The sequence below is a fragment of the Chryseobacterium sp. LJ668 genome (assembly GCF_019613955.1).
GTDB lineage: Bacteria > Bacteroidota > Bacteroidia > Flavobacteriales > Weeksellaceae > Chryseobacterium.
The window spans coordinates 737,011-762,191 of record NZ_CP080443.1; the positions used below are offsets into that span (position 1 = coordinate 737,011).

30 protein-coding genes are annotated in these 25,181 nt (G+C 35.6%); 16 read left to right on the forward strand and 14 right to left on the reverse strand.

Annotation, left to right across the window (positions count from 1 at the left end):
• Positions 1-27: 27 nt before the first annotated feature.
• The 5 genes from K0U91_RS03495 to ruvX form a co-directional block, all read right to left on the reverse strand.
• Entirely contained in the window at positions 28-903 is an 876-nt protein-coding gene (locus tag K0U91_RS03495) for a hypothetical protein (RefSeq protein WP_220180421.1), read from the reverse strand.
• Between the two features lie 2 nt (positions 904-905).
• A complete protein-coding gene (gene mazG / locus K0U91_RS03500; RefSeq protein WP_220180422.1) occupies positions 906-1,685 on the reverse strand; it encodes a nucleoside triphosphate pyrophosphohydrolase in 780 nt (259 codons plus the stop codon).
• A gap of 289 nt (positions 1,686-1,974) precedes the next feature.
• Positions 1,975-2,535: a DUF5606 family protein gene (locus tag K0U91_RS03505; protein ID WP_220180423.1), complete on the reverse strand. Its 561-nt coding sequence runs from the start codon at positions 2,533-2,535 to the stop codon at positions 1,975-1,977.
• A gap of 70 nt (positions 2,536-2,605) precedes the next feature.
• The gene (def, locus tag K0U91_RS03510; RefSeq protein ID WP_220180424.1) at positions 2,606-3,178 is read right to left on the reverse strand and encodes a peptide deformylase; all 573 of its coding nucleotides are present in this window, start codon (positions 3,176-3,178) and stop codon (positions 2,606-2,608) included.
• Positions 3,175-3,591: a Holliday junction resolvase RuvX gene (gene ruvX, locus K0U91_RS03515; protein ID WP_219970662.1), complete on the reverse strand. Its 417-nt coding sequence runs from the start codon at positions 3,589-3,591 to the stop codon at positions 3,175-3,177. The genes def and ruvX overlap by 4 nt, the downstream gene beginning before the upstream one ends.
• Before the next feature lie 113 nt (positions 3,592-3,704).
• On the opposite strand from ruvX, the gene K0U91_RS03520 reads away from it, so the two are divergent.
• Both K0U91_RS03520 and K0U91_RS03525 read left to right on the forward strand, forming a co-directional pair.
• Positions 3,705-4,187, forward strand: a complete 483-nt coding sequence (locus tag K0U91_RS03520) for a SixA phosphatase family protein (RefSeq protein ID WP_219970660.1) — start codon at positions 3,705-3,707, stop codon at positions 4,185-4,187.
• 92 nt (positions 4,188-4,279) lie between these two features.
• Positions 4,280-4,468 carry a hypothetical protein gene (locus K0U91_RS03525; protein WP_220180425.1) on the forward strand — a complete coding sequence of 63 codons (189 nt, stop codon included), beginning with the start codon at positions 4,280-4,282 and terminating at the stop codon, positions 4,466-4,468.
• A gap of 65 nt (positions 4,469-4,533) precedes the next feature.
• Here K0U91_RS03525 and K0U91_RS03530 read toward each other — a convergent pair whose 3' ends face one another.
• The gene (locus K0U91_RS03530) at positions 4,534-6,075 is read right to left on the reverse strand and encodes a serine hydrolase (RefSeq protein WP_220180426.1); all 1,542 of its coding nucleotides are present in this window, start codon (positions 6,073-6,075) and stop codon (positions 4,534-4,536) included.
• Positions 6,076-6,153: 78 nt separating this feature from the next.
• Between K0U91_RS03530 and K0U91_RS03535 the strand changes: the two genes are divergently transcribed.
• The 5 genes from K0U91_RS03535 to K0U91_RS03555 all read left to right on the forward strand — a co-directional run bounded on the left by K0U91_RS03535 (position 6,154) and on the right by K0U91_RS03555 (position 9,285).
• Positions 6,154-6,651: a metallophosphoesterase family protein gene (locus K0U91_RS03535; RefSeq protein WP_220180427.1), complete on the forward strand. Its 498-nt coding sequence runs from the start codon at positions 6,154-6,156 to the stop codon at positions 6,649-6,651.
• 394 nt (positions 6,652-7,045) lie between these two features.
• Complete coding sequence (locus tag K0U91_RS03540; RefSeq protein WP_220180429.1) at positions 7,046-7,540, forward strand: Smr/MutS family protein; 495 nt, start codon at positions 7,046-7,048, stop codon at positions 7,538-7,540.
• Positions 7,541-7,558: 18 nt separating this feature from the next.
• Positions 7,559-8,278 carry a DUF3822 family protein gene (locus K0U91_RS03545; protein ID WP_220180430.1) on the forward strand — a complete coding sequence of 240 codons (720 nt, stop codon included), beginning with the start codon at positions 7,559-7,561 and terminating at the stop codon, positions 8,276-8,278.
• A gap of 9 nt (positions 8,279-8,287) precedes the next feature.
• Positions 8,288-8,674 (forward strand): hypothetical protein, encoded by a 387-nt coding sequence (locus K0U91_RS03550; protein WP_220180431.1) that lies wholly within the window; start codon positions 8,288-8,290, stop codon positions 8,672-8,674.
• Between the two features lie 35 nt (positions 8,675-8,709).
• On the forward strand, positions 8,710-9,285 hold the full coding sequence (locus K0U91_RS03555) for an RsmD family RNA methyltransferase (RefSeq protein ID WP_220180432.1): 576 nt from the start codon (positions 8,710-8,712) through the stop codon (positions 9,283-9,285).
• Positions 9,286-9,315: 30 nt separating this feature from the next.
• Here K0U91_RS03555 and murI read toward each other — a convergent pair whose 3' ends face one another.
• The 6 genes from murI to K0U91_RS03585 all read right to left on the reverse strand — a co-directional run bounded on the left by murI (position 9,316) and on the right by K0U91_RS03585 (position 16,202).
• Positions 9,316-10,146 (reverse strand): glutamate racemase, encoded by an 831-nt coding sequence (murI, locus tag K0U91_RS03560; protein ID WP_220180433.1) that lies wholly within the window; start codon positions 10,144-10,146, stop codon positions 9,316-9,318.
• Between the two features lie 43 nt (positions 10,147-10,189).
• Complete coding sequence (locus tag K0U91_RS03565; protein ID WP_220180434.1) at positions 10,190-11,785, reverse strand: DUF4139 domain-containing protein; 1,596 nt, start codon at positions 11,783-11,785, stop codon at positions 10,190-10,192.
• Between the two features lie 38 nt (positions 11,786-11,823).
• Positions 11,824-12,948 carry a radical SAM family heme chaperone HemW gene (gene hemW / locus K0U91_RS03570; RefSeq protein WP_220180435.1) on the reverse strand — a complete coding sequence of 375 codons (1,125 nt, stop codon included), beginning with the start codon at positions 12,946-12,948 and terminating at the stop codon, positions 11,824-11,826.
• A 51-nt stretch (positions 12,949-12,999) separates the two neighbouring features.
• Positions 13,000-13,950, reverse strand: coding sequence for a PorP/SprF family type IX secretion system membrane protein (locus K0U91_RS03575; protein WP_219970641.1), 951 nt, complete (start codon positions 13,948-13,950; stop codon positions 13,000-13,002).
• 51 nt (positions 13,951-14,001) lie between these two features.
• The gene (locus K0U91_RS03580) at positions 14,002-15,066 is read right to left on the reverse strand and encodes an RluA family pseudouridine synthase (protein ID WP_220180436.1); all 1,065 of its coding nucleotides are present in this window, start codon (positions 15,064-15,066) and stop codon (positions 14,002-14,004) included.
• Positions 15,067-15,137: 71 nt separating this feature from the next.
• Complete coding sequence (locus K0U91_RS03585; RefSeq protein WP_219970639.1) at positions 15,138-16,202, reverse strand: PASTA domain-containing protein; 1,065 nt, start codon at positions 16,200-16,202, stop codon at positions 15,138-15,140.
• Between the two features lie 154 nt (positions 16,203-16,356).
• On the opposite strand from K0U91_RS03585, the gene K0U91_RS03590 reads away from it, so the two are divergent.
• The 3 genes from K0U91_RS03590 to K0U91_RS03600 all read left to right on the forward strand — a co-directional run bounded on the left by K0U91_RS03590 (position 16,357) and on the right by K0U91_RS03600 (position 18,594).
• The gene (locus K0U91_RS03590) at positions 16,357-17,352 is read left to right on the forward strand and encodes a D-alanine--D-alanine ligase (RefSeq protein ID WP_220180437.1); all 996 of its coding nucleotides are present in this window, start codon (positions 16,357-16,359) and stop codon (positions 17,350-17,352) included.
• Between the two features lie 66 nt (positions 17,353-17,418).
• On the forward strand, positions 17,419-17,883 hold the full coding sequence (coaD, locus tag K0U91_RS03595; protein WP_220180438.1) for a pantetheine-phosphate adenylyltransferase: 465 nt from the start codon (positions 17,419-17,421) through the stop codon (positions 17,881-17,883).
• 78 nt (positions 17,884-17,961) lie between these two features.
• Entirely contained in the window at positions 17,962-18,594 is a 633-nt protein-coding gene (locus K0U91_RS03600; RefSeq protein ID WP_220180439.1) for a trimeric intracellular cation channel family protein, read from the forward strand.
• Positions 18,595-18,660: 66 nt separating this feature from the next.
• Here the strand turns inward: K0U91_RS03600 and K0U91_RS03605 are convergent, their stop codons facing one another.
• Positions 18,661-19,227, reverse strand: a complete 567-nt coding sequence (locus K0U91_RS03605; protein ID WP_220180440.1) for a DUF2892 domain-containing protein — start codon at positions 19,225-19,227, stop codon at positions 18,661-18,663.
• Between the two features lie 75 nt (positions 19,228-19,302).
• On the reverse strand, positions 19,303-19,797 hold the full coding sequence (locus K0U91_RS03610; protein ID WP_220180441.1) for a dihydrofolate reductase: 495 nt from the start codon (positions 19,795-19,797) through the stop codon (positions 19,303-19,305).
• Between the two features lie 85 nt (positions 19,798-19,882).
• On the opposite strand from K0U91_RS03610, the gene K0U91_RS03615 reads away from it, so the two are divergent.
• The 6 genes from K0U91_RS03615 (at position 19,883) to K0U91_RS03640 (ending at position 25,180) form a co-directional block, all read left to right on the forward strand.
• A complete protein-coding gene (locus K0U91_RS03615; protein WP_219970631.1) occupies positions 19,883-20,491 on the forward strand; it encodes a LemA family protein in 609 nt (202 codons plus the stop codon).
• Positions 20,491-20,919, forward strand: coding sequence for a TPM domain-containing protein (locus K0U91_RS03620; protein WP_220180442.1), 429 nt, complete (start codon positions 20,491-20,493; stop codon positions 20,917-20,919). Before K0U91_RS03615 ends, K0U91_RS03620 begins: the two co-directional genes overlap by 1 nt.
• Positions 20,900-21,694, forward strand: a complete 795-nt coding sequence (locus K0U91_RS03625) for a TPM domain-containing protein (RefSeq protein WP_219970629.1) — start codon at positions 20,900-20,902, stop codon at positions 21,692-21,694. Before K0U91_RS03620 ends, K0U91_RS03625 begins: the two co-directional genes overlap by 20 nt.
• 59 nt (positions 21,695-21,753) lie before the next feature.
• Positions 21,754-22,668: a hypothetical protein gene (locus tag K0U91_RS03630; protein WP_220180443.1), complete on the forward strand. Its 915-nt coding sequence runs from the start codon at positions 21,754-21,756 to the stop codon at positions 22,666-22,668.
• A gap of 103 nt (positions 22,669-22,771) precedes the next feature.
• Positions 22,772-23,293, forward strand: coding sequence for an NAD(P)H-dependent oxidoreductase (locus tag K0U91_RS03635; protein WP_220180444.1), 522 nt, complete (start codon positions 22,772-22,774; stop codon positions 23,291-23,293).
• Complete coding sequence (locus K0U91_RS03640) at positions 23,294-25,180, forward strand: monovalent cation:proton antiporter-2 (CPA2) family protein (protein ID WP_220180445.1); 1,887 nt, start codon at positions 23,294-23,296, stop codon at positions 25,178-25,180. It begins immediately after the preceding gene.
• The last annotated feature ends 1 nt before the right edge of the window (position 25,181 follow it).

Here is a 25,181-nt window from a genome sequence, read left to right on the forward strand (position 1 = left end):
TTAAGATCCACAGAAATTTCCTGAAGATTATTTTAAAGAAAACCGATACACATTCCCGCCTTCATTTTTATCCTTTTCATCAACAATCAACAGAGTTTTATCATCAACAAAAACCACCGCCTCTTTCTGCGAATTGTGATTTAAAGACATTTTCTGAATTGCATAATTTTTGAAGTTATTTTCAAATAAAGCAGATACTAAAAAAACGTTTTTATGCGTCAATAAAACAACCTGATTTTTAGAATTGATAGAAGCCGAAGTAATCGCCGCGTCATCAAAGCTGCCTTCAAGCTTCAATTTTCCCACTAATTTTGCTTCAAAATCTCCTTCTTGATTAGGAATTTGAAATACCAGAAAAGTTCCGTCAAAACCTTTACTTCTGTTTTTTGTGAACAGATAAAAACTGCCGTCTTTTTCTACAAAAGCCTCGCAATCATATAGCAAATTTGATTTTTTCGGAGGAAATTCTGTCTGACCTTCATAATGAAATTTTGTGGTCTGAGTAACCTTTGTCGTTGTTTGGGAAGGGTTGTTTAAATCTAATTTTAAGATAGAAAGATTTTGCCTGTCGTTATCATTATTCCCGAAATCTCCGATATAGATATTTCCGGCAGCATCTTTTGTAATGTCTTCCCAATCGTTATTTTCAGCGTTTTCCACCAAAACATCATTAATCAATTCACCTTTTCGGTTCAGTCCGTAAACCACGTTTTTATTTCCGGCATCTTCAATGGCCCAAATGGTTTTCTGATCCTGAGAAAGAGCAATTCCGGAAACTTCTCTCAGTTTTTTGGGCAGAGAAAATTCTGTTTTCAGATCGTCTTGTGATTTTGCTTCTGAATCATTTTTTTTGGGGTTGCATCCTATGAAAAGCAGTGAACAGATCGCAGAAAGTATATTCATTCTCATATGTTATTTTTATTTAAAAGTTTAACTTCATCCCAGAGTTCGTCCATTTCCTCCAGATTCATATCACCCAAGGTGAGATTTCTTTCTAACGCTAAATTCTCCATTTTTTGAAATCTTGAAATGAATTTCAGATTGGTTCTTTCCAATGCCGAATCAGGATTTAAACCTGCAATTCTTGCATAATTGATTAATGAAAAAAATACATCGCCCAGTTCCATCTCTTTTTTATCCAAATTTGTTTCCTCATGAAATTCCTGAATTTCTTCATCAACTTTTTTCCATGCATCTTCGGCATCAGGAAATTCAAAACCAATACCTTTCACTTTATCCTGAATTCTGTACGCTTTTACCATACTTGGCAACCCTTTAGGAACGCCTCCAAGAATTGACTTATTGCCTTCCTTGAGCTTAAGTTTCTCCCAGTTTTGCTTTACTTCTTCTTCATCTTTCACTTCTACATCACCATAAATATGAGGATGACGAAAAATCAGTTTTTCATTTAATGAATTGATGACATCAGCAATATCAAAACTTTCTTTTTCTGAACCTATTTTAGCATAAAAAACCAGATGGAGAAGCACATCACCGAGCTCTTTTTTAATTTCAGTTAGATCTTCCTGCAAAAGCGCATCTGAAAGCTCGTACGTTTCTTCTAAAGTTAAGTGACGGAGGGTCTGAAAGGTCTGTTTCTGATCCCACGGACATTTTTCACGAAGATCATCCATAATGTCAAGCAGTCTTCCGAAAGCTTCGAGTTTTTCCTGTCTGGTGTTCATAATTGAGAGTTAAAAAGTCTTACAAATTTAGTGGTAATTTTCAGAGTTATAGCAAAAGGATATAGGAAATGAAAGCGTAAAAAAATTCTATTGTCTGAAGTGCGAGACTAATTTTAAACGAAGAAGTAATTTTGAAATCGCGCAAGTTTTAGAATTTTTAGTGGGTATTGATTATTTTTAGCCTTTCTGTTCCAGGTCTTGAAATTTTGTTTCTTTTGTTTCAAGATAAAAGAAATAAAAAAACCTCATCATCACTGACAAGGTTTACTATTTTATGTAGATAAATTAATTATCCCATTTTTCTATGTGTACTCTTCGTTGCAGATTTTGCTGAAGAAGTGGCTTTCACTTTTGGTGTTATCGGTTTGTCAGCTTTCGGAGCTGCTTTTTTCGGAGCTGCTTTGTCTGTGATATCTCCTTCTGCTACTTCACCTTCTACAGTTTCTGGTTCTGCTTTTATAAAACTTTCAGGAGTAATGTATCCTGCTTTGTGTAGGATGTTGTACCACTGAGCCAGTTTTTTGATATCAGAATAGTATACTCTTTCTGTATCGTAATTTGGAAGAGAAGCTCCCATAAATTCTTTCAGCTCTTCGTCAGAAGATTTATGAGAAATTGTTTCTTTGTACTCATAGTTTTTTGCAATATTTTCAAAAACCTCAAATAAAGGAACTTCTTTTTCTAATGTAAACATCGCAATGTTATCTAATAAACTCACTTGGCTTGAGTTCCCGATACTCACTTTCTTTTTTGTTGTAACGTCTTCAATAATAAATCCGTTTTTCAATTGCGAAACTAATTTGTAAAGACCTGGTTTACCAGAAATCGAAATTATTTTTTCTAACAGCATATTCTTATTTTTTAAATTTTTTAGCAATCTGCTTGACACAAACTGCAGTTTATTATTTATTTTCTATTAATTACTTTGGAAATCTCATTTTGTAGTTGATCGATACATCACCCTGAGAGATTTTTACCAGTTTTCCTTTAACCAGTTTTTTCTTTAAAGAGCTTAAATGATCGGTAAACAGCGTGCCTTCGATATGATCATATTCATGCTGAATTACGCGGGCTCTAATATCGGAAAAAGTTTCTGTATGCTTAACAAAATTTTCGTCATAATATTCTATAACGATCGTACTTTTTCTTTTTACGTCTTCTCTCACATCAGGAATAGAAAGACATCCTTCATTAAACTTCCACTCTTCACCCGACTCTTCAAGAATCTGAGCGTTGATGAAAACTTTTTTAAAATCGTTCAGCTCTTCAGCAATATCTTCATAATCTTCATCTTCTGCCAAAGGAGACACATCTACAATAAACATTCGGATGTCTAAACCTATCTGCGGCGCTGCAAGACCTATGCCATTGGCGCTGTACATGGTTTCAAACATATTATCAATAAGCTGCTGCAGCTCAGGATAATTTTTATCGATCTCTTTTCCTACTTTTCGCAAAACAGGATCTCCAAAGGCTCTAATTGGTAAAATCATCTTGTTCTTTGTTCTAAAAAATTCTGCAATATAATGGTTGCACTTACTTTATCTATTAACCCTTTTTCCTGTCTCTTTTTCTTGCTTTTCCCGCTTTGGGAGATAAAAAAAGAGGCCATTTTTGACGTAAATCTTTCATCTAAACGATGAACCTCAATATCGGGAAATTCTTTTCTGAAAATTTCTATAAATTTCAGAATATCAGTTTCCACGTCTGAAAGATTTCCCCGCAAATCTACCGGAAGACCTACTACCATTTCTTCTACTTTATTTTCGTTGAGATATTTCTTTAAAAATTCCAGCAAAAACTTTGTTTCTACGGTCGGTAATCCGCTCGCAATAATCTTCATATCATCGGTGACAGCAATGCCACAACGAGCCTTTCCGTAGTCTATCGCAAGGATTTGTCCCATAAGTCTGCAAATTTAAGAAATTTTAATGATTTTATTCCAAACGTAGTTTTTTTTATAAATGTTGTGAGATTCCATGATTTTTTTTATAATTTTAATATTCCAAACTCAAAACTATGAAGAAACTGATCTTGGTAAGACATGCCAAAAGCGATTGGCCGGAAGAAATGGAAGATTTTGATAGACCATTGGCGGACAAAGGTTTACAGGATGCGCTCAAAATGTCAAAATATCTTAAGAATCAAAATATTTCCATTGATCAATTTGTATCCAGCCCTGCTGTGAGAGCTTTGAATACGTGTAAAATTTTTAATCAAACTTACCGATTAGATGTAAAAACAAATGATAAGCTTTACAATCCTTCAGAAAACAATTTCACTTCTGTAATTTACAGTTTGGATGATCAGGTAGATTCTGTTGCATTATTTTCGCACAATAACGGAATTTCCAATTTTGCCAATTATATTACAGACAACATCTTTCATTTTTCAACATGCGGTGTTGCCGGTTTTGAGATCGATTGCAAATCCTGGTCAGAATTTGACGGTGCGAAGAAAAAGTTTCTGTTTTATTATGAGCCGAATAAGATTCAGTTTTAATTTTGATGAAAAACAAATTAAATATCTTGATTTTGACAACCAGCATTCTATGTCTTGGTTATATTTTGTTTTTAGTATACTATTCTTTAAACATGGAAACATCGAACCTTATCAATGTTTTTGCAGAAATCATCACTATTCCCGTCATTGTTGTAACGATTGCTGTTTTCTTTTTTAATCTCTATATTTTAATTAAAAATAAATTCAAGTCAGTATCGATCAATATTCTGAGCTTTTGTGTGCATTTACTTTGCTTTGTAACCATGTTCTTTGCTGAATAAAAACAATTATTTAAATAAAAAACGGACTAAAGCCCGTTTTTCTTGATGATATTTCTAAAAATTGGTTATTTCCTTTTCAAATCCAAATCATCAAAATCAAAACTAAAATCTGTGATATCTGAAATCGCTTTCATCTTTGCAGATTCTGCCTTCCCGTTTTCATCGAAGCTGAAAATAATGTAGGCATCGGCATCATAGCTTCTGTCATCCCATTTGATAATGAAAGTATTATTAGAAAAGGGAAGCAATTCACCTTTCAGCCTTGGAGAGTTTTTACAAGAAATTCTATATGTATTTCCTTGCTGAGCAATCTCTACATCACCAAACCAGGCATCATTGTATTTTCCGATAAACTGCTCTGCTTTTGGATGAAGATTTTTATCTTTCTTAAAAGCTTCGGATTTTGCGTAAGCTTCTTTCTTTTGTTTTTCGTATTCAGCGTTCGCTTTTGACATCCTTTCGCCATACGTTTTAAGCCAGTTTCTATCTGCAACGCCCAAATGTGAATCTTTTAAAGTATTGGTAATCGTGTTAAAAGCTGCACCAGATTGCTGATTTGTCAGCACAACAATCCCTAGCTTCATATCAGGTATTAAAGTAAACTGAGTAACGGTTCCGATTAACCCACCTGTGTGTTGAATTTGTTTATGACCTTTCACGTCACTTAAAAACCAACCTAATCCATAACCGTAAAAACCTGTATCATAAGGATTCTTCATGGCAACCGGACTTGCTATCTGCAAATTCCACAGTTGCTGAATCTGTTTGTCTGAAACCAATTTCTTTCCGTCTTTTGTTGTAAATCCATTTAAAAGAAAATCTGCCCAAGTAGTCATGTCTTTGATGTTACTCATGATTCCGCCGGCTGCATTAGCTGTTTCATTCCAGTCATGAGGCACGGCAATTACTTTTCCGTCAGCCGGCGCGTGAGCATCGATTTTGTTGGCGACTGCTTTTGCTCTGTTGTAACTTCCGAAACTTGAATTCATTCCGACAGGTTTCATAATTCTCTGCTCAATAAATTCTGCCCAAGTCAAACCAGAAATTCTATTAATTACCTCTCCTGCAACGATAAACATGATATTATTGTAGTCTAAAGTCGTTCTAAAAGGATTTTCAGGCTTTAAATATCTCACGTTATGAACAATATCGTTTACGCTTAAGCTTCCACCTTCAGGAAAGAACATCAAATCGCCTTGTCCTAAACCTAATCCTGCTCTGTGTGTAACTAAATCTTTGATCGTCACGTTTTGAGAAACGTACGCATCATTCATCTGAAATTCCGGAATGTATTTTGAAACCCTGTCATCCCAGTTCAATTTTCCTTCATCTGCCAGAATTGCCAAAGCTGTACAGGTAAATGCTTTTGAGTTGGAAGCAATGCCTACCAAAGTGGTATCATCCATAGGTTGCTTCGAGATTAAAGATCGTACTCCAAAACCTTTTGAATAAATCATTTTACCGTCTTTAATAACTCCGACAGACATTCCCGGAACTTCAAAAGTTTTTAAGGTATTTTGAATGAGTTCATCCAATTTTTTTTCGTCGACCTGAGCAAAGGTGATAAAAGAGACAAGAACAAAGAATAAAGATAGCTTTTGCTTCATTTTTTTAATTTTTCCAAAGTTAATCAATTCGGTATTATTGAGTAAATTTGCACTTCAAAAAGATATTCTCATTTAGCAATGACCAAAATTCTCCTTCTCTCCGATTCTCACTCCTATATTGACAACAGAATTTTAGATTATGCCCAAATGGCTGATGAAATTTGGCATTGTGGAGATTTTGGAAGTTTTGAAATTATTGAGCAACTTGAAAAAATCAAACCTTTAAAAGGTGTTTGGGGGAATATCGACAACGCAAAAATCCGTACTGAATTTCCGGAAGTGAATCGATTTTTCTGCGAAAAAGTGGAGGTTTTGATGATTCATATCGGTGGTTATGCCGGAAAATATACCCCTTTAGCCCAAAAAGAAATTTCAGCAAAAGCTCCGAAGTTGTTTATTTCAGGGCACTCTCATATTCTTAAAGCAATGTATGATCAGAAAAACAATTTGCTTCATCTCAATCCCGGAGCATGCGGAAAACAGGGTTGGCATAAAATGAGAACGATGATGCGGTTCGTGATTGATGGGGAAGAAATAAAAGATTTGGAGGTGATCGAATTAGGAGCAAAAGTTTAATTTTAAAACACAAATATCACTAATGATTTCACTAATATCATTAAAGGAATGTGAAGAGTTTTCGTATCTGTGATTGATGGAGAAAGTTTGAAGGTTATCGCTACAATTTGAACCAGGTAGGTTATTTAGAGGTTGACAGAAAGTATATTGGGGGAATTTTCATCTTTTGGAGGGGTGGCGAAAATTCTGAAAGAATTTTTGACGGGGTGGTATAGAAACGGTTACCCCACAGCAAGAAAAGAACTTCGACAAGCTCAGAAAAGACTGGCTTGCGAGGAGTATGAGTGGATAGCGGGAATAGCTCCTTAAAATGAGTGATGAAGTAATGGTAATAAATATTGATGAATTGCAGAAATCAAGAGATTGCTTCCTCGCGATGATAAAAAGAAAATATATGAAAACAGGCGATAAAGTTTCGGTGGTAGATGAAGATTTGAGCGGAGTAGTCACATCTGTAAATGGAAATATCGTGGTTTTCAAAGATGAATATGGTTTTACCTATCAGTATCCGAAAGAAAAACTGGTTCCGAAAAACACATCTCTTTATGAAAATATACAGGTGGTAAAAAAGGCAGAACCGAAAAAGATGACCTCTAAAAAACACGATAAAAATCCTTTGATTCTTGATTTACATTTTCATAATTTGGTTAAAAATCCTAATGACTACGAAAGTTTTGAGAGATTGTTCATGCAAAAGGAAAAACTCGTTCAGACGATTAATTTCTGTAGAAAAAATCATCTGAAAAGACTTGAGATCGTTCACGGTATTGGTGACGGTGTATTGCAGAAATTAGTCTGGGACGTGCTTGAAAGCCAAACCGGTCTGGATTTTTACAACAAAGAAATACTTCATCACCAATCGGGTGCGGTAATGGTAGAATTTCACTAAATTTGCAGCAATTAATATATGAACGTACTTACTTTACTTTTTACCAAAGACGGGCTAACCTATCAGATTTCCAAGAACAAAAATGTTTTGGAAGAAAAGTCTTATCTCGTGAATGAAGAATCACCAGCAAATTTCATTACCGACCAACTGGAAGAAACTTTGCTGAAGCAAAGATATGATGAAGTATCTGTGATCTCCGCACTCAATCATTTTACTTTAATGCCGGAAGGTTTTTCTGAGCACGACGCAGGATATGACTTAATTGCTTTTAATGCGCCTGTTGATAGACAAAATGAAGAATTGATGCTTTCGGTAAACAAGAAATTCAAGGTTCAGTTTTATTATACTTTTCCGAAAAATTTTTATAAAAAAATCAAAGATCTTTCGATTCCTGTGAAATTTAATTTTTCGGGAGAGAAATTTTTAAACGCGATCCACAATAAAACAAGTAAAGAAATTCATATCAATCTTTATCAGAATCAGTGCGAGTTTTTTGCGATCGGTAACAAGAAAGTAATTTTATACAACAATCTTGATGTCAGCTCTGAAGTAGATTTTCTTTACTTCGTGATGTTTACTTTAAGTAAAATAGGTTTCGGAATCAACGACACCCACTTTTATGTATACGGAGAGACAACAGAAAACGAGACGTTTATCTCAGAGCTTCAAAAGTTTGTGAAGAATCTGAAAATTGTTTTTGACAACATCCCGAATAAGAACTTTACATTAAATCCTTAATCCATTATCATGAATACAAAACTTTTATCTTTATTATTCCTTACGTTTGGTATATTCGTCTTTTCTCAAAAAGTGACAATTAAAAAAGACATTATATATTTAGATGCAAAAGAATGTTTAAAAATTACTGGAGACTCAAATAATGTATCTATTGTGGATTTAAATGGAAATGAAATAATTTTCTTAAAATTTATCCATAATTCAAGATATGGTTCAGTATATAATAAAATTACATTTTTAGGTCAAGGTCTCACACTTACCTCACAGTCTTATATTTTTAGCAAGAAATTACTTATTGAAAAATTAATAGAAAGTAAAGTTTTAAATAATTGTAAGCTGGATGAGGAAAAAGTAAATACATTTATTATGAAATATGATGAAAATATTGAAAGGTAATTACTGAGAACTTTAAATCAATTTCAAAATTTACTATGTACAGAATAATTGCCGGCAAGTGGAAAGCCAAAAAAATAGCAGCTCCGAAAAACTTTGACGTAAGACCGACCACCGACTTTGCAAAAGAAGCATTATTCAGCATTATCGAAAACACATACGATATGCAGGCTAGCTCTGTGCTTGATCTTTTTGCGGGAATCGGCTCGATTACTTTTGAATTTGCTTCAAGAGGCTGCATGGATCTGACATCGGTAGAACTGAATCCGAAGCATACATCATTTTTAAACTCTACTGCTGCCGAATTGGGATTCAGTTTAAATGTAAGCGTACAGCGTGGTGATGTTTTTGACTGGCTTAAAAAATTCAGGAATAAAAAATCGTACGAGATCATTTTTTCTGACGCGCCATTTGAAACCGAAGAAAAAAAATATATGGAATTGATTTCTCTGGTCCTTCATAATAAATATTTGAAGCCTAACGGAGTTTTCATCATAGAGCACCAAAGCAGATTGAAGCTTGATCATCCCAATCGGATAGATACCAGAAAGTACGGAAATATAAGTTTCAGCTTTTTTGAGCCAAACCCGGAAGAATCGACCGAACAATTATAAAAAAAAGACTCAGCAATGAGTCTTTTTTGGTTATAATACCTTCAATTCTAAATCAATGCTTTTTCCGAAGAACTTTTTTGAGATCTTCTCAAAGTTTTTCGTGATGTCCGATAAATAAAACTGATACGTCGCCTTCGTATTATCGGTGTTGAGCAGATGATATTTATCTAAAATGATATTCAGATGATTGGCCACAATATTGGGTGAATCGATCACACGAACGCGGTTGCCGTAATATTGTTTGATCTCATCAATCAATAATGGATAGTGTGTACAACCTAAAATTAACGTTTCAATATTTTTAAGCTTCGCATTACTCAGATAATTGTAAATGATAGAATGCGTAATCGGGTGATTTTTAAAGCCTTCTTCAATCGCAGGAACCAACAACGGAGTTGCCAACTCATCTACTTTGATAAATTTATTGTGCTTGCGAATACTTTTCTTATACAAACCTGAATTGACCGTAGCTTTGGTCGCAATTACACCAACATTTGTATGAATTTCATAAGCCACTTTTTCCGCCACAGGATTGATCACATCAATTACGGGAACTTTACCAGCAACCGTTTCCATCACTTCCTGTAAAGCATTTGCCGTAGCAGTATTACAAGCAATAACAATTGTTTTGCAGTTTTGCTCCAATAAAAAATTGGTGATCTTCGTTGCGTATCCTATAATTGCTTCTTTAGATTTTTCACCGTAAGGAAGATGTTTGGTATCTCCAAAATAGATGAGATCCTCATTCGGAAGAAGTCTTTTGATTTCTTTCGCAACCGTCAAACCTCCTACACCACTATCAAAAATACCGATAGGCTGTTTTGGTGAAAGATGCGAATAATCCTGTTTTTTAGTTTTCAAACGACGTGAAATTTAGTGCAAAAATAGTGAATAGAATTTAAAATTAATTAAGATTACTAATTGAAAAATCCTTCGGATATCTTACTTTATAACTTACTCTAAATTTCTTTGTTTCCGATGGCGAAATTTTAACGTCCCAGGTTAAATATCCTTTTTCTTTGTCCTGTTCTGCATTATCAGTTTGTAATAATTCTATCTTAACCGACTCGTCTTTACTTAGTGGAAACTGATCTTTTATTTCTATATCAATAGTCTCTTTTTTATTATTCCTTACGACAATATCATATGTAATTGTTTTTTCCTGATAAGATGAAAACATTTTCACACTTGATTTATCATCAATCACCTCTTTTCTAACGCTGATTTTCTTATCATCACCAAGCGTGATACTTAGTTCATCAGTTGTCTGATTGGGTTTAATTGTTGTTTCGCCAATATACATATTTTCAAAAACAATATTTGCCGAAGCCGAAATCAGATTATATTTATTAAAATCTTTAATTTTAGCAATTAAGAAAGCATCTTTACTATATTTTGGCGCCACAAAATATTTATAAGCTGCGGGAATCTTTTCCTGTTTCAAATTAATAAAATTTTCCTGATTATTTGAGAGAATATCATAAGGAACGTCAACATCAAAGCTGACATTAAATTGATTTTCAACAGATTTAAATGCATATCCTACTACAACAACTTCTTCTATCTCTCTAGTTTTTACAGTATCACTTCGAGTGCTGTATCCTCTTTCTGAGACTTGATCTTCAGCTTTAAAAGAATTTAAAAACCACGGATTTAAAACCGGTGCCGTGCTATTTCTACTTGATCTTCCATTGATTAAAGATAGCTTTACACCTTTCCAATCGAGACCCGTGTCTTGTCTTACTTTAGCTTTAAACAAAACATCCAATGGCTCAGAAAGTTTATTTCCTCTTACTTCATAGAAAGGCTCCCAAGATGCATTTTCTGCCAAATAACTAATATCTGCTTTCACATTTGCTGCAGCGGAGCTCATTACTTTTAAAATTAAAACTCCATCTGAAGATGCTTCTTCCATTTCAGAATTGATTTTTAGACTACTTCTCAATCGGTTTAGTTTTCTTTGAAAATCTGCATTTTTTTTGTTGATTTGAGATATTGTCGTACTGATTTCAAGCCTTTTGCTCTTGTAATAATCTGCGAGCTGCATCAGTTGAGCCACACTAGAAGTATTGCTTCCAACTAGAACAGTTTGATTTTTATCTAAAAGTTCAAGCGTTTTGTTGTTAGCTTCAAGCTCCATACTTGCTTTATAAACAAGATCTTCCAGCAGGGTAATGCTGTCACTAACTTTTTTAATACGTGGATTTGTATTATCCATATCATAATCAGACGTATAATTATCTGTAAATTGAACTGAGAGAATGCTTACATTTTTATTGTTAACACTTACCTGCAACGACTTTTCGAAAATTTCTTCAGAAATATTTGTAATAACGACTTCCGAAGCTCCGGAAGGGATAGAAAAATTTGCTGAATTTTGAAGCTCAGCAGAACTTCTATAAACATTTACAGCATTAACTTTTGCTTTAACAAATATGGGCTTTTGAGAATAATGTAAAACTCCAAGAAATAATAAAAACAGTAATAAACTTTTCTTCATTGGTTATTATATTTAATTCCAAATATACACTAATGGCTTTAAACCTGAAACAGATCTGAAGCAATTCCGTCTGCCATAAACCAATGTTTTTCAGGAATTTTCAGGTGATTATTTTCTTTTATTAAAATTCCATCTGCTATTTTCTGTTGAATTTCTTTATGAAACTGGTTTAAAATTTCTTCTTTAAATTTATTCTTTAAACTTTCCAGATCAACCCCCCATGTTGTCCTTAAACCAATCATGATCATTTCGTTAAACTGATCTTTAGACGAAAGAAGTTCAGTTTCTTTAGCCAAAATGTTGGAGTTTAATTTTTTGATATAGTGCTGATTGTTGGCAATATTCCAGCTTCTAGTATCAACTCCATTGTAAGAATGTGCAGATGGACCAATTCCCAGATATTCATTATACTTCCAATATGCAGAATTATGTTTAGAATGAAAACCTTTTTTCGCAAAATTGGAGATTTCATAATGTTCAAAATCATGATCTTTCAGAAAATCAATCATATAATAGAATTCTCTGTTCTGCTCTTCTTCCTTAGGATTCGAAACTTTTCCGTTGGCAATCCATTTTTCTAAAGCGGTTTTGGGTTCAACTGTCAGTGCATACGATGAAATATGGGGAACTTCAAGCGCAATGGTTTTATTTAAATTTTGCTTCCAAATTTCTAAATTGGAAGTTGGCGAACCATAAATTAAATCTATACTTAAGTTTTCGAAGCCAAAATCCTGAGCTCTTTTGATAGAACCTTCCGCATCGGCAGCATTATGTGCACGATTCATCAGTCTCAAATCTTCGTCGAAGAAACTTTGCGTTCCGATTGACAGTCGATTAATTGGCGAATCTGACAATTGTTTTAAAAAGCTTTTATCCAAATCATCAGGATTTGCCTCTAAAGTAATTTCAATATCAGCATTAAAGCTAAAATATTTCAAAACCTCATCAATTAATGCCTTGATTTCATCACCAGAAAGAATAGAAGGTGTTCCACCACCGAAATAAAGAGACTGCAAATTTTTATTTTGAAGTTCATCCTTTCGCAGAAAAATCTCTTTTTTAATTGCAGCAATCATTTCATCTTTAAAATTCAAAGACGTTGAAAAATGAAAATTGCAATAGCTGCACTTCTGTTTGCAGAATGGAATGTGAATGTAGATCATAAAAAAAGCTCTGAAAAATTCAGAGCTCAAATTTATTTAAATTATATCAGATTAATATCTAAATCCTCTATGATTAATAAAGTTATCAAAGTTGTAACCTATACCAAGCATAAAGCTGTTTCCACCGTACTCCTGAATGTCAGACATTCCAAGGTTATAAGTAGCTCCTATCATAAATTTGTTGAATCTTACTTTCACAACTGGTGAAATACTCAACTGCTGGTTGTCAAATCTGTTTTGAACACCTCTGTAGCTTACTCCGAAAGAGAATGCGTTGATGTCATTTGAGAATGTAGCCATCAGGTTCAAATCCATCATTCTAGTAGAATTGGTATTCAAATTGATTAAAGCTGAAGGAGTAATGGCAATATTGTCTGCGATTTTCCAGTCGTATCCTAAATTCAAGAAGAATTTGATCGGCGATGGCTCGTAGTTATTAACGATAGATTCGTCATTGCTTAATGCAATATCGTTTACCGAAATGCCTCCGAATAATCCTTTATACGTTGCTGCTAAACCGAAGTTTGCATACGCCATAAAGATATTACTTTCGTTTCCTTGCAATAATGGATCGTAACCATCTTCAGTATTAATTTTAGAATAATCAAAATTCATATTGTAAAAGTTAACACTTGTACCAAAAGAAAACTGATCTTTTCTTTCACCATCGCTGCTTAGAGGGATGAAGTAAGAAGCTCCTGCTGTAATTCCTCCCGCAGAAATAGGGCCGTTGCTATCTCTAAAAACGGAAATACCCGCTCCCACTCTATCAAAAATGTTAGCATTAATCCCCACCGACTGAACGTTCGGAGACTCGCTAAATTTTGAAAATTGTTGTTGATAGTTTAGATTAAGCTGTACATAGTCCGTTTTACCATATTGTGCAGGGTTGAACAGGAACTCACCATCTAATAGATATTGCTGATAGTATGGTAATGATTCTTGTGCTTTGTACGCATTAGACAAAAGAGCTAAACATACGATAGCATATAGTTTTCTCATAACAAATCTTGATTTCAATTCAACAAATATAAAAAAATTCTCAATATATTTTTAGTTTTCTAAATAATTTCTCCATTTTTTTACGGCATCCGTCATATCTTGAGGCATTGGGCTCTCAAAATACAATTCCTTTTTTGTAGTCGGATGTATAAATCCTAAAGTATGGGCATGAAGTGCATGTCTCGGCAGAATTTCAAAAACATTTTTCACAAAGTGCTTGTACTTAGGTAGGTTAACTCCTCGAAGGGCGATGTTTCCTTCATATCTTTCATCATTAAACAGCGTATGTCCGATGTGTTTGAAGTGAGCACGAATCTGGTGAGTTCTTCCGGTTTCTAGTTTACATTCTACCCAGGTCATGTATCTGAATCTTTCTAAAACTTTATAATGCGTCACAGCATGCTTCCCTTGGCTTCCGTCTGCATAAGTATACATCTGCATCCTGTTTTTGGGATGCCTGCCTATATGACCAGTTATGGTACCTGTGTCTTCTTTTACATTCCCCCAGACAAAAGCCCAATACAATCTTTTGGTTTTTCTTTCGAAAAATTGCTTGGCAAGAAAACTCAATGCATACTCATTCTTAGCAATCACCAAGAGCCCTGACGTATCTTTATCGATTCTGTGGACTAAACCTACCCGGTCCAAATCAGATTTTTCTCCCTTCTTATCAAAATGGAAAGCTAAGGCATTAACTAAAGTTCCGTCCCAGTTTCCGAATCCCGGATGCACCACCATTCCCGGATCTTTATCTACCACAACCAAATCATCATCTTCATACACAATATTGATAGGTATATCCTGCGGAATGATCACATTCAATCTCGGAGGATGTGCAAGGAGTAATGAAATATGATCTCCCGGCTTTACGCGGTAATTTTGCTTTACAGGAATTCCGTTGACCACAACATTTCCTGCTCTGCACGTCTGAGAAATTTTATTTCTTGAAGAATTCTGACGGAAATTTAAAAGAAATTTATCGATTCTTAAAGGTTCCTGCTTGCCGTCAACTGTAATATTCACGTGCTCGTACAACCCTTTGTTTTCCTCATCAATATCAACATTGTTAGGGTCTAATATGTCTTCGTCTAAAAAATCTTCGTTATCGTCTGTCATCCTGTTCTTTTTACATAAAAGGCTCCAACAGTTTATAGTTGAAGCCTGAATTTTTATAATAAAGTTATTAATTAATTTATGATAGCTTTCTTAGCTTTTGGTTTTTCTGTCGGCGTTACAGTTTGTTTTCCTGTATTGTCTGCCGAACTTGTTTTAGGCTTCACATCTGTAGCTTTAGCAGTGCCTACAGGTTTTGAAGTCGAAGTTCCTGAAGGTTTTAAAGTTTCAGTCTTTGGAACTTCTCTTTTAGGAGTTACCGGCGGCGGAGTTTCATTTACCGGTGCATCCTGAAAGTTAGGAACTTCTTCATATCTGATAGGAGGCAATGTAGTATCTACTTGCATTCGGTAAATAGAATTCAACTGATCTATTCTTCCCCGTAATTCTGCTGGCGTTTTCTTACTTGCCCATAGATCGATCTGCATTCCCTGGTCTCTTGCATCACCTGCTGCCGGATCCTGATAATATACAATGTCAGATTCGTCGCTGCTTCCATCTTCGTGTTCTACAACACCTACTTCAAAGAGGTTTCTGGCAATATATGCTTTGGCTTCTTTTACTGTAAGACCCACCACATTCGGTATGGTAATATTTCTCATCGGCCCGGAACCAATCACTACATCAATAATTGAAAATCTAGGTATTAATGAGCCTGGTTTTATAGTGTTTCCTTTGAATAAAACTCTGAGAACAGCATCTTTCTGAATACTCGGCTCAAAAATAGTATCTCCTACTTTCAATCCCACCTGGTCTAATCTCTGGAATGCCAAACCTGAATATTTATTGATTACATCAGGAACAGCTACAGGAGCCCAGCTTCTTGGGTTCACTTTCAACTGAATGGCTCTTCCGTCTTTCACACGAGATCCCGGTGACGGATATACCTGAAGTACCTGAAAAGGCCTGTATTTCGGATTATAGGTAGCACTGTCTACTTCGTAGTCTAGTCCGGTGTCTTCTAATATTTTGACAGCATCGTGTACAGACTTATTCACAACGTTTGGAACAGGAATTTCCTGACCATGATTGGTATGATACTCCAACCAGCGAAATGTAAGCCATACCAATCCCATGAAAACTGCGACTGCTACTACCAAATTAATTAAAACTTTCCAATTGAAAAGTGATTTAAGCATACTTAAAAATACTTGAATTATACGGCAAATATAGCTAATAATTTTAGAATGCACTTTTTATTTGGCAGAATTAGTATTTGATTTCAAATTTTCTGAAATTCAATTCATGCATGATATAATTTCATTAAATTTGCCTTAATTGATATAAACTTATATGAGCAAAAAACACGTTGCCGTAGTGATGGGGGGCTATTCTGACGAATATGTAGTTTCCTTAAAAAGCGGACAATTGATCTACGATTCTTTAGACCGAGATCTCTATAATGTATATAAAGTAGTCATTCTGAAAAACGAATGGTATTTTTTAGATGAAAACGAAACTAAGCTTCCGATTAATCAAGGAGATTTTTCGGTGACATTACAAAATAATGAGCAATTAAAATTTGATGTCTGCTTCAATATCATCCACGGAACTCCCGGTGAAAATGGAATTTTGCAGGCGTATTGGGATGCTATCGGGCAATCTTATACCGGCTGCGATTTTTACCAGAGTGCTTTAACGTTTAATAAAAAAGATACTTTAGCCGTTTTATCCAAATACGGAATTCCTTCTGCGAAAAGTGTTTATTTAAGAAAAGGTGAAAACATCAACGTTGATGAAATCATTGAACATCTTGGGCTTCCACTGTTTGTAAAACCCAATCAGTCGGGTTCTTCACTGGGGATTTCAAAGGTCAAAGAAAAGTCTGAGTTGATCGCTGCGACTGAAATAGCTTTTAAAGAAGATGATGAAATTTTAATTGAAAGTTTTTTAGACGGAATGGAAGTTTCCGTGGGCGTAATTGATTTTAAAGGTGAAACGATCGTGTTAGGAATTACAGAAATTGTTCCACAAAATGAATTTTTTGATTATGAAGCCAAATATGAAGGGGCTTCGGAAGAAATTACCCCCGCCAGAATTGATGCTGAGACTACCCAAAGAGTAGAAGAAATTGCAAAAAGAGCCTACGAATCTTTAGGAATGAGCGGCTTTTCGAGAAGTGAATTTATATTGATGGACGGCGTTCCTTATATGTTGGAAATGAATACCAACCCGGGATTTTCACCGGCAAGCATCCTCCCCCAGCAGGCAAAAATTTATGGCATTTCGATTAAAGATCTCTGCGGAAATGAGGTTGAAAAAGCTTTACAAAAAAGAACTAGATATTAGAAGTTAGATATTAGAGTAGATAATAACTCAGAATTGATAACCCACAACTTATAACTTTATTTGCGCATGAAAATTGCTGTTTTTCCGGGATCTTTTGATCCTATTACATTAGGACATTACGATATTATTGAGAGAGCTGCGGCACTATTCGACAAGGTAATAATTGCAATCGGGCAGAACTCACAGAAAAAATACATGTTTCCGCTTGAGAAAAGAATGGAATTTATACAAAATTCTGTCGCTGAGTTTGCAAATGTTGAAGTAGACCATTTTGAAGGTTTGACCATTGATTTCTGCTTTGAAAAAAATGCCCAGTTTATCCTCAGAGGATTGAGAAATCCTGCCGATTTTGAATTTGAAAAAGCAATTGCTCATACCAATCGTACTTTAGCCCACAAAAAATTGGAAACCGTTTTTCTGTTGACCTCATCAGGAAAATCATTCATCAGCAGCAGCATTGTGAGAGAAATCATCAATCACGGCGGAGAATACGAATTGCTGGTTCCGGATGCTGTGCGAGTTGAAAAATAATCGATAAATGATCGCTGATATTTGATTCTCAAACCTCAAATTTATCAACTATAAATAATCAATCATCACCTATATACGATGCACGAACAGCTCAATTTTGCCATAGAAATTCTCGGTACAATATCGTTTTCGATGTCGGGAAGTTTTGCTGCAATGCAGAAACGGCTTGATCCGTTTGGCGTATTGATTATTGCATTCGTCACTTCAGTCGGTGGCGGTACGGTGAGAGATTTATTGCTCGATATTCCTGTTTTTTGGATGCATGACTTGTTGATGTGCGGTTTAATTTTAGCGACCAGTGTTTTTTCGATGGTATTTAAATCGATTGAGAAAAATTTCAAAGTCACTTTATTTATTTTCGATAGTTTCGGGTTGGGATTATTTACGATTATTGGCGTTCAGAAAGGTCTGAATCTAGATATCCATCCTCTAATATGCATTGGGCTGGGCACGATTACCGGCTGTTTCGGCGGAATAATCAGGGATATTTTATTAAACAGAATCCCTCTGATCTTTAGAAAAGAAATTTACGCCAGTGCATGTATTGTTGGCGGATCAACGTTTTTGTTGTTTACACATTTTACAACCCTTTCTTATACCTTTATACAGATTTTCACGATATTAATGATTGTAAGCGTGAGAACTTTAGCCGTAAAATACCAGTGGCAAATTCCAAAATTCTATGGATATGAAAGTAATTCAGAAATGTAAATGACGCATAATAAAAATGCACCAAAACAATTTGGCGCATTTTTATTTCGTGTAATGGATGTTATTTTAAAACTTTCCTCTGTTTCTCATATGAGGATTGTGAATATGCTTCTGCATCGTTGGCATTTTCAGCTGTTCTTTCATCATTTTGATCTGATCGGTCATCATTCCTGCCGTGTCAAGTGCTTTTGCTTCATCCAAAAGTCTTTGCCCTTCCTGTCTTCTTCCTTTAGAGATTGCTCCTGCAGCTAGGTTTAAAGTAGCCATTGCTCTATCGTGCTTCATATTTAGACCATATTCTAACGCTTTTTTCATCAAAGGTTCTACTTTTGTTGGATGATCCTGAGCCAAAACCAAACCTTGCAAGTAATGGTAATAGCCATATTGGGTTTTATGAAGCTCTGTTTTATAATTCTTAATATTGTTTAAAAATTTTGAAGCTTTTAGCATATCCTGTTTTCTCAATTGCCAGAAGGCCAGAAGGATATTTTCATTTTTAAAGAAAAGAAAAATAGGTAAAGCTGCCAAAAGGAAGACAACAACTCCCCAACCTTTTTCCCTTGTGTAAATCATCATATATAAACCTCCCAAAATAAGAAGTGCCCCAACTACGATTTTTATGTATTTATTCATTATTAAAATTTAGAAGTGCAAAGATAAAGAATTTAGATATTAGAAGCTAGTTGTTAGAAGTTAGAATTACGAGAACTATTCTGTCTTTATTTTTTCATACGTTTGAAAACAGAAATCATATTGGTTTTTATCATCTTTCTCATGAAAAACTTCTTCAGACAGCTTCCACATTTTCGGGTCAATCTTCGGAAAAAAAGTATCAGCTTTTAATTCTGCTTTGACCAAAGTAACCTCAAGCTTATCGGTAATTTCGATGGTTTGCTCATAAATATTTCCGCCACCAATGATAAATATGTCTTCATCAATTTTTTTTGCAAATTTTACTGCTTCTTTTATACTTCCTACAATGAGAATTCCTTCCTGATACCAATCTTTCTTTCTTGATACAACAATATTGGTACGGTTTGGAAGTGGTTTACCAATACTTTCGTAGGTCTTTCTTCCCATAATAATCGGATGTCCCGATGTGAGATCTTTAAAATGTTTTAAATCTTTCGGCAGATGCCAAAGCAGCTTATTATCATAACCGATTTCATTTTTCTCCCCCATCGCAACTACAATTGTTGTCATTTTATTAATTTTCTGCAAAATTAGAACATAATTTGTATATTTGGATAGAACAACAGAACTAAAAAAACAAATAAAAAACTCATTTATGAAAAACAAAGGTTGCCTGAGCGCCGGAACCATCGGTATCGCTCTCCTTATTATCGTTGCTGTATTATTTTTCTGGGGGAAAAGCGGGTACAACAATTTCGTCACAAAAGAGCAGACTGTCAATACAAAATGGTCAAATGTAGAAACAGTTTATCAAAAGAGAGCCAATCTGATTCCTAATTTGGAAAGAACCGTAAAATCATATTCAAAATTTGAGCAGGAAACATTGACCAGCGTTATAGAAGCACGGTCAAAAGCTACATCAATCAATATTGATCCTACAAATATGACTGAGGCAGATCTTGCTAAGTTTCAGGCAGCACAGGGAGAATTATCTGGTGCTTTAAGCAGATTGATGGCCGTTGTAGAATCTTATCCAAATTTAAAGGCAGACCAACAGTATATAAACTTCCAAAGAGAATATACGGCTATTGAAAACAGCATCCGATCAGAGACTGTTTACTATAACAGTGCTGCTCAGGATTACAATACTTCAATCAAGACTTTCCCGAATAATATTCTGGCAAATTTCACTAACTTTAAAGAAAAGCCATACTTCAAAGCAGCGGCAGGTGCAGAAAAAGCACCGGAAGTTTTCACAGAATAATGAGCCAATTTCTTACAGATCAACAGATAGCTTCTCTAGTGGAAGCTATTCAGTCGGCAGAAAATCATTCCACCGGAGAAATTCGTGTGCATATAGATTCTACTACCGAAAATAATAATGCGGAAAAAGCTTTTGAAGTTTTTAACAGACTCTGCAAAGATCAGACAGCAGAGAAAAATGCTGTGCTCTTTCATGTGAATTTTGAAAAAAAATACCTTACCATTATTGGTGATACAGGCATTCATGTTAAGGTACATCAGTCTTATTGGGATCATCTTCATGATTATATCACTTCAGAATTTGCAAAGGGCAATTACTATAAGGCGTTGAAAAGTGCCATTCTCGAAACCGGTCTCGAACTCAAAAAACATTTTCCTGTAACAGGAGAAAACTACAACGAACTTCCCAATGAGATTACGTTCTCTTAAAATATTGCTGTCATTTTTATCGATATGCCTTTACGCTTTTGTATCGGCACAATACGCCATTCCAGCAAAACCATCAGTTTTATATCCTGTATATGATGAAGCCAATCTTCTCACTCAACAGGAAAAAACTGAACTCAACAACAAGCTCATTAAATTTGCAGATTCTACCTCGACGGAAATTGAAGTTATCATTATTCCTTCAACCAAAGGAGAAGACATCAATTATCTTGCAACGATGTTTGGAGAAAAATGGGGAATCGGCCAAAAAGATATAGACAATGGAGTTGTCTTCTTAATAGCCACTGAAGACAGAACCATGTCTATCCAGCAGGGACGGGCTGTTGAACAGTATTTAACTGCATCAGTTTCCGGGCAGATTTTAGATTATATCGTAACCCCAAATTTTAAACAGGGAAAATGGTATGAAGGAATCAATGGTGGAACAACTGCAATTATGGAGGCAGTGCAGGGGAAATTTAAACCTTTAGCCAATCAGAAAAAATCTGGTGACACCAGTACTTCAAAATTACTTCTAATCGGATTTGTCATCTTCATTATTCTCATTATTTTCTTCAGAAATAAAGGTGGCGGTGATGACGGAGACATTTTGTTAGGTCGAAGAGGGCGCAGAAATTATCCTGGCGGCTTCTTTCCGTTTCCGGGAAGTTTCGGTGGCGGAGGCTTTGGCGGCGGAAGTTCAGGCGGCGGCGGAGGTTTTGGCGGCTTCGGTGGTGGCGGAAGTTTTGGCGGTGGTGGAGCATCTGGTGGATGGTGATTACAAAAACATAATACACAATTCTATAAAATACAAACAATAAAAAAAATTATTTTAAAATGAAAAAAAGTATCAAATTATTAGTACTGCTTTTTTGTCCATTGGTTTTTAAAGCGCAGGTTGGGATTAATACTTCTGACCCGAAAGCAATGTTTCATGTTGATGGCAGCAAAGACAATGGTGCTACAACTAATGTTATTCAGCAGCTTAATGATTTTGTCGTTAAAAATGATGGAAAGGTAGGGATAGGAACTGCTAATCCTACAGATCTTTTAACTATTGTCGGAAACGGAGATGCGGACGTCAATGTAGGTCTTTTCTCGAATGGCAACATCAATCAGTTTATCGTTTATCACAATGTCTTATCTGATGGCACACCAGATTCGCCGCAAACTGTAGGTAATTCCAGAAGCATTTCAGCTTTTGAAGGGTATGCATATAAGCAAACAATTACACAACCTGATCTGATGGCATCTGTGGTTATGAGGACGGGAAGAAATTCCGGAGGAGAAATCTGGTTTGGAACTTCCCCCACCAACACAAGTAACTATACCAATCATTACAATTCGTCTATTGACAACAACGGAAACATGGCATTAGGCATAGACCCAACCTTAAGAACGGCAAAAACAAAACTTGAGGTAAACGGTGTCATCAGTTCTACCCCTCAGACATTGACGAGTAATGGATCACAGATAACGAGTACGGTGGTCAATGTACAGCCGGCAGCTCAAGATGATGATTTTATTTTGCCGGATCCAACAAAAACTCCTGGCGCCATTATTTTTGTGAGGAATATAACCACAACTACCGCTGAGATTATGACGCCAGTCGGATCAATCATCGATGCATCCAGAGTTGGCGGAAGTAACAATTTATATATGGTAGGACTTGATAACAATTCCAGCAAAACCAAAACGATGATGTTTATAAGTGACGGATCAAACTGGACAGCCTTTAAACCAAGTAATTAAAACTAATAAAACAAAGCCATAATAATTGTTATGGCTTTTTAATTATACGATTTACCCTTTTAAAAACTATTATTTTTCTTTATATTTACTGAAAACAGGTTATATGAAGAAAACGCTGGTAGTTTTTGCGCATCCTTATCTGGAACACTCAAATTCAAATGTGGAGTTGATCAACTTCTACGTTCGCCATCAGCATTATACCTTAAGGGACCTTTATGAAGAATATCCCGATTTTCATATTGCAGCTTTCCGTGAACGAAAACGCCTGCAAAATTATGACCGCTTTATCTTTCAGTTCCCAATTATTTGGTTCGGAATGCCACCATTGCTGCGACTTTGGATCGACGAAGTTTTTGACAGAAATTGGCTTAATGATGGAGAACAAAACCCTTTGGAAGGCAAAGAAGTCTATATTGTTGTCACAACTGGAGGAAAAGAAAGGTCTTTCAGCAAAGAAGGCACATATCAATATACCATTGACGAACTAATCAGCGGCCTGATTGTTTCTCTCAAAGTATTTAAGGCCAATATCAAAGACATCATCATTGTTTACGAAGCCAATAAATTATCAAAAAAAGAAATCATTTTACATAAACAAAAATTTATTCAACTTTTAAATCAATAGATGGAATCTACACTAGCCATGAATACCCTGCTCTTTCTCGGCGTTGCCATTATTATGGTACCGTTGGCGAGAAAACTGGGCCTAAGTTCTGTCATCGGCTATATTTTAGGTGGAATTATTATTGGCCCTTACGTTTTAAAATTAACAGGAAAAGATGTTGACGACATTATGCACGCCAGTGAGTTTGGGGTCATCATGCTTTTGTTTTTGGTCGGGCTGGAACTTGAACCGAGAAAATTTTGGGAGATGCGGAAGAAAATCTTGGGTCTCGGGATGACTCAGATGATCCTTACGATTTTACTACTGTTTCTCATCTTCATCACATTCGGCTGGAAAACCGATAAAGCTATCGCAATTGCTATGTGTTTTGCGCTGTCATCAACAGCCATTGTTCTACAAACATTACAAGAAAAAAATAATTTTAAAACCGTTGCCGGAGAAGCATCTTTTTCTACACTCTTATTCCAGGATATTGCCGTGATTCCTATTTTGGCATTATTGCCTCTTCTTGCCAACTCGAAGGTGGAACAGAATGAAAACGAAGTACAGGTTTTGATCCAGAAACTTCCTGAATGGCTGCAGGCAGGTACCGTAATCATGGGCGTTGTCATTCTTATTTTATTAGGCAGATATGTCTTCGTTCCATTTTTAAGATATGTTTCAAAAGCGGGAATGACAGAATTATTAACCGCCTCTTCTCTATTTCTGGTGATTGGGGTTTCAGAATTAATGATTTCCATTGGGCTTTCTCCCGCATTAGGAGCTTTTCTTGCAGGTGTAATGTTGGCTAACAGTGAGTTCCGGCACGAGCTCGAAGCACAGATTGATCCCTTCAAAGGATTACTCCTTGCCGTTTTTTTTGTAAGTGTAGGGTCTACGATGAATTTTAATGTGATCGCAGAAGATCCTCTGTTTATTTTCTCGACAGTTTTTGCTGTCCTTGCTGTGAAATTTGCTGTACTTTTTTCCATAGGCAAATTTTTTAAAATGGATAATCCGCAGGGTTTATTTTATGCTTTTGCACTTTCGCAGGTAGGTGAATTCGCTTTTGTATTGATCAATTACGCATCAGATTTATACCTTTTGAGTGCAGAACTGAATGCTCAAATGATGGCAGTCACTGCGATAACCATGTGTATCACTCCATTTCTTCTGATTATTAATGATAAGCTGATCACCCCTGTTTTCATCAAAGGAATTCCAGACGAAAAAAGCGATTTTGATATTTTAGAAAACAATATTGCGCATAAAAAAATCATCATCGTGGGTTTTGGTCATTTCGGAAGTACGGTCGGACGTTTATTAAAAGCAAATAAAATCACTGCCACAGTTCTAGACCGAGATTCTGACCGTGTGAAATTATTGAGAGGATATGGCTTTAAAGTGTATTATGGTGATGCCACAAGAATTCCTGTTCTAAGAGCCGCGGGAATTGAAGATGCCAAAATTTTAGTTTTATGCTTGGATAGCTCCGGTGACAATAAATTTATTGCCGAACTGGTAAGTGAGCATTATCCTGATGTGAAAATATTTGTAAGGGCAAAAAACAGAATTGATGCCTATTCATATCTGAATAATGGTATCGACAATATTTACCGTGAAACCTTAGGAACCGCCGTGGATATGGCAGTCGACGTTTTGCACGAAACAGGAATGAGAAAGTATGCTGCAAGACGGCTTGGCCAGCGTTTTATGGCGATTGATAAAGCTTCTATCAGGAAACTGGCAAAGGCTGATGATGAAGATGAAATTCGTTTATTCACAACAAAAGAGCTCCTCCAGCGCGAGGAAGAGCTTTTGGCCTATGACAATCTTAATTTTGATGGTAAAAACTGGGAAGGTTCGTCATCATCCGCAGAAGAAGACGATGAGGAAAACACCAATTAAT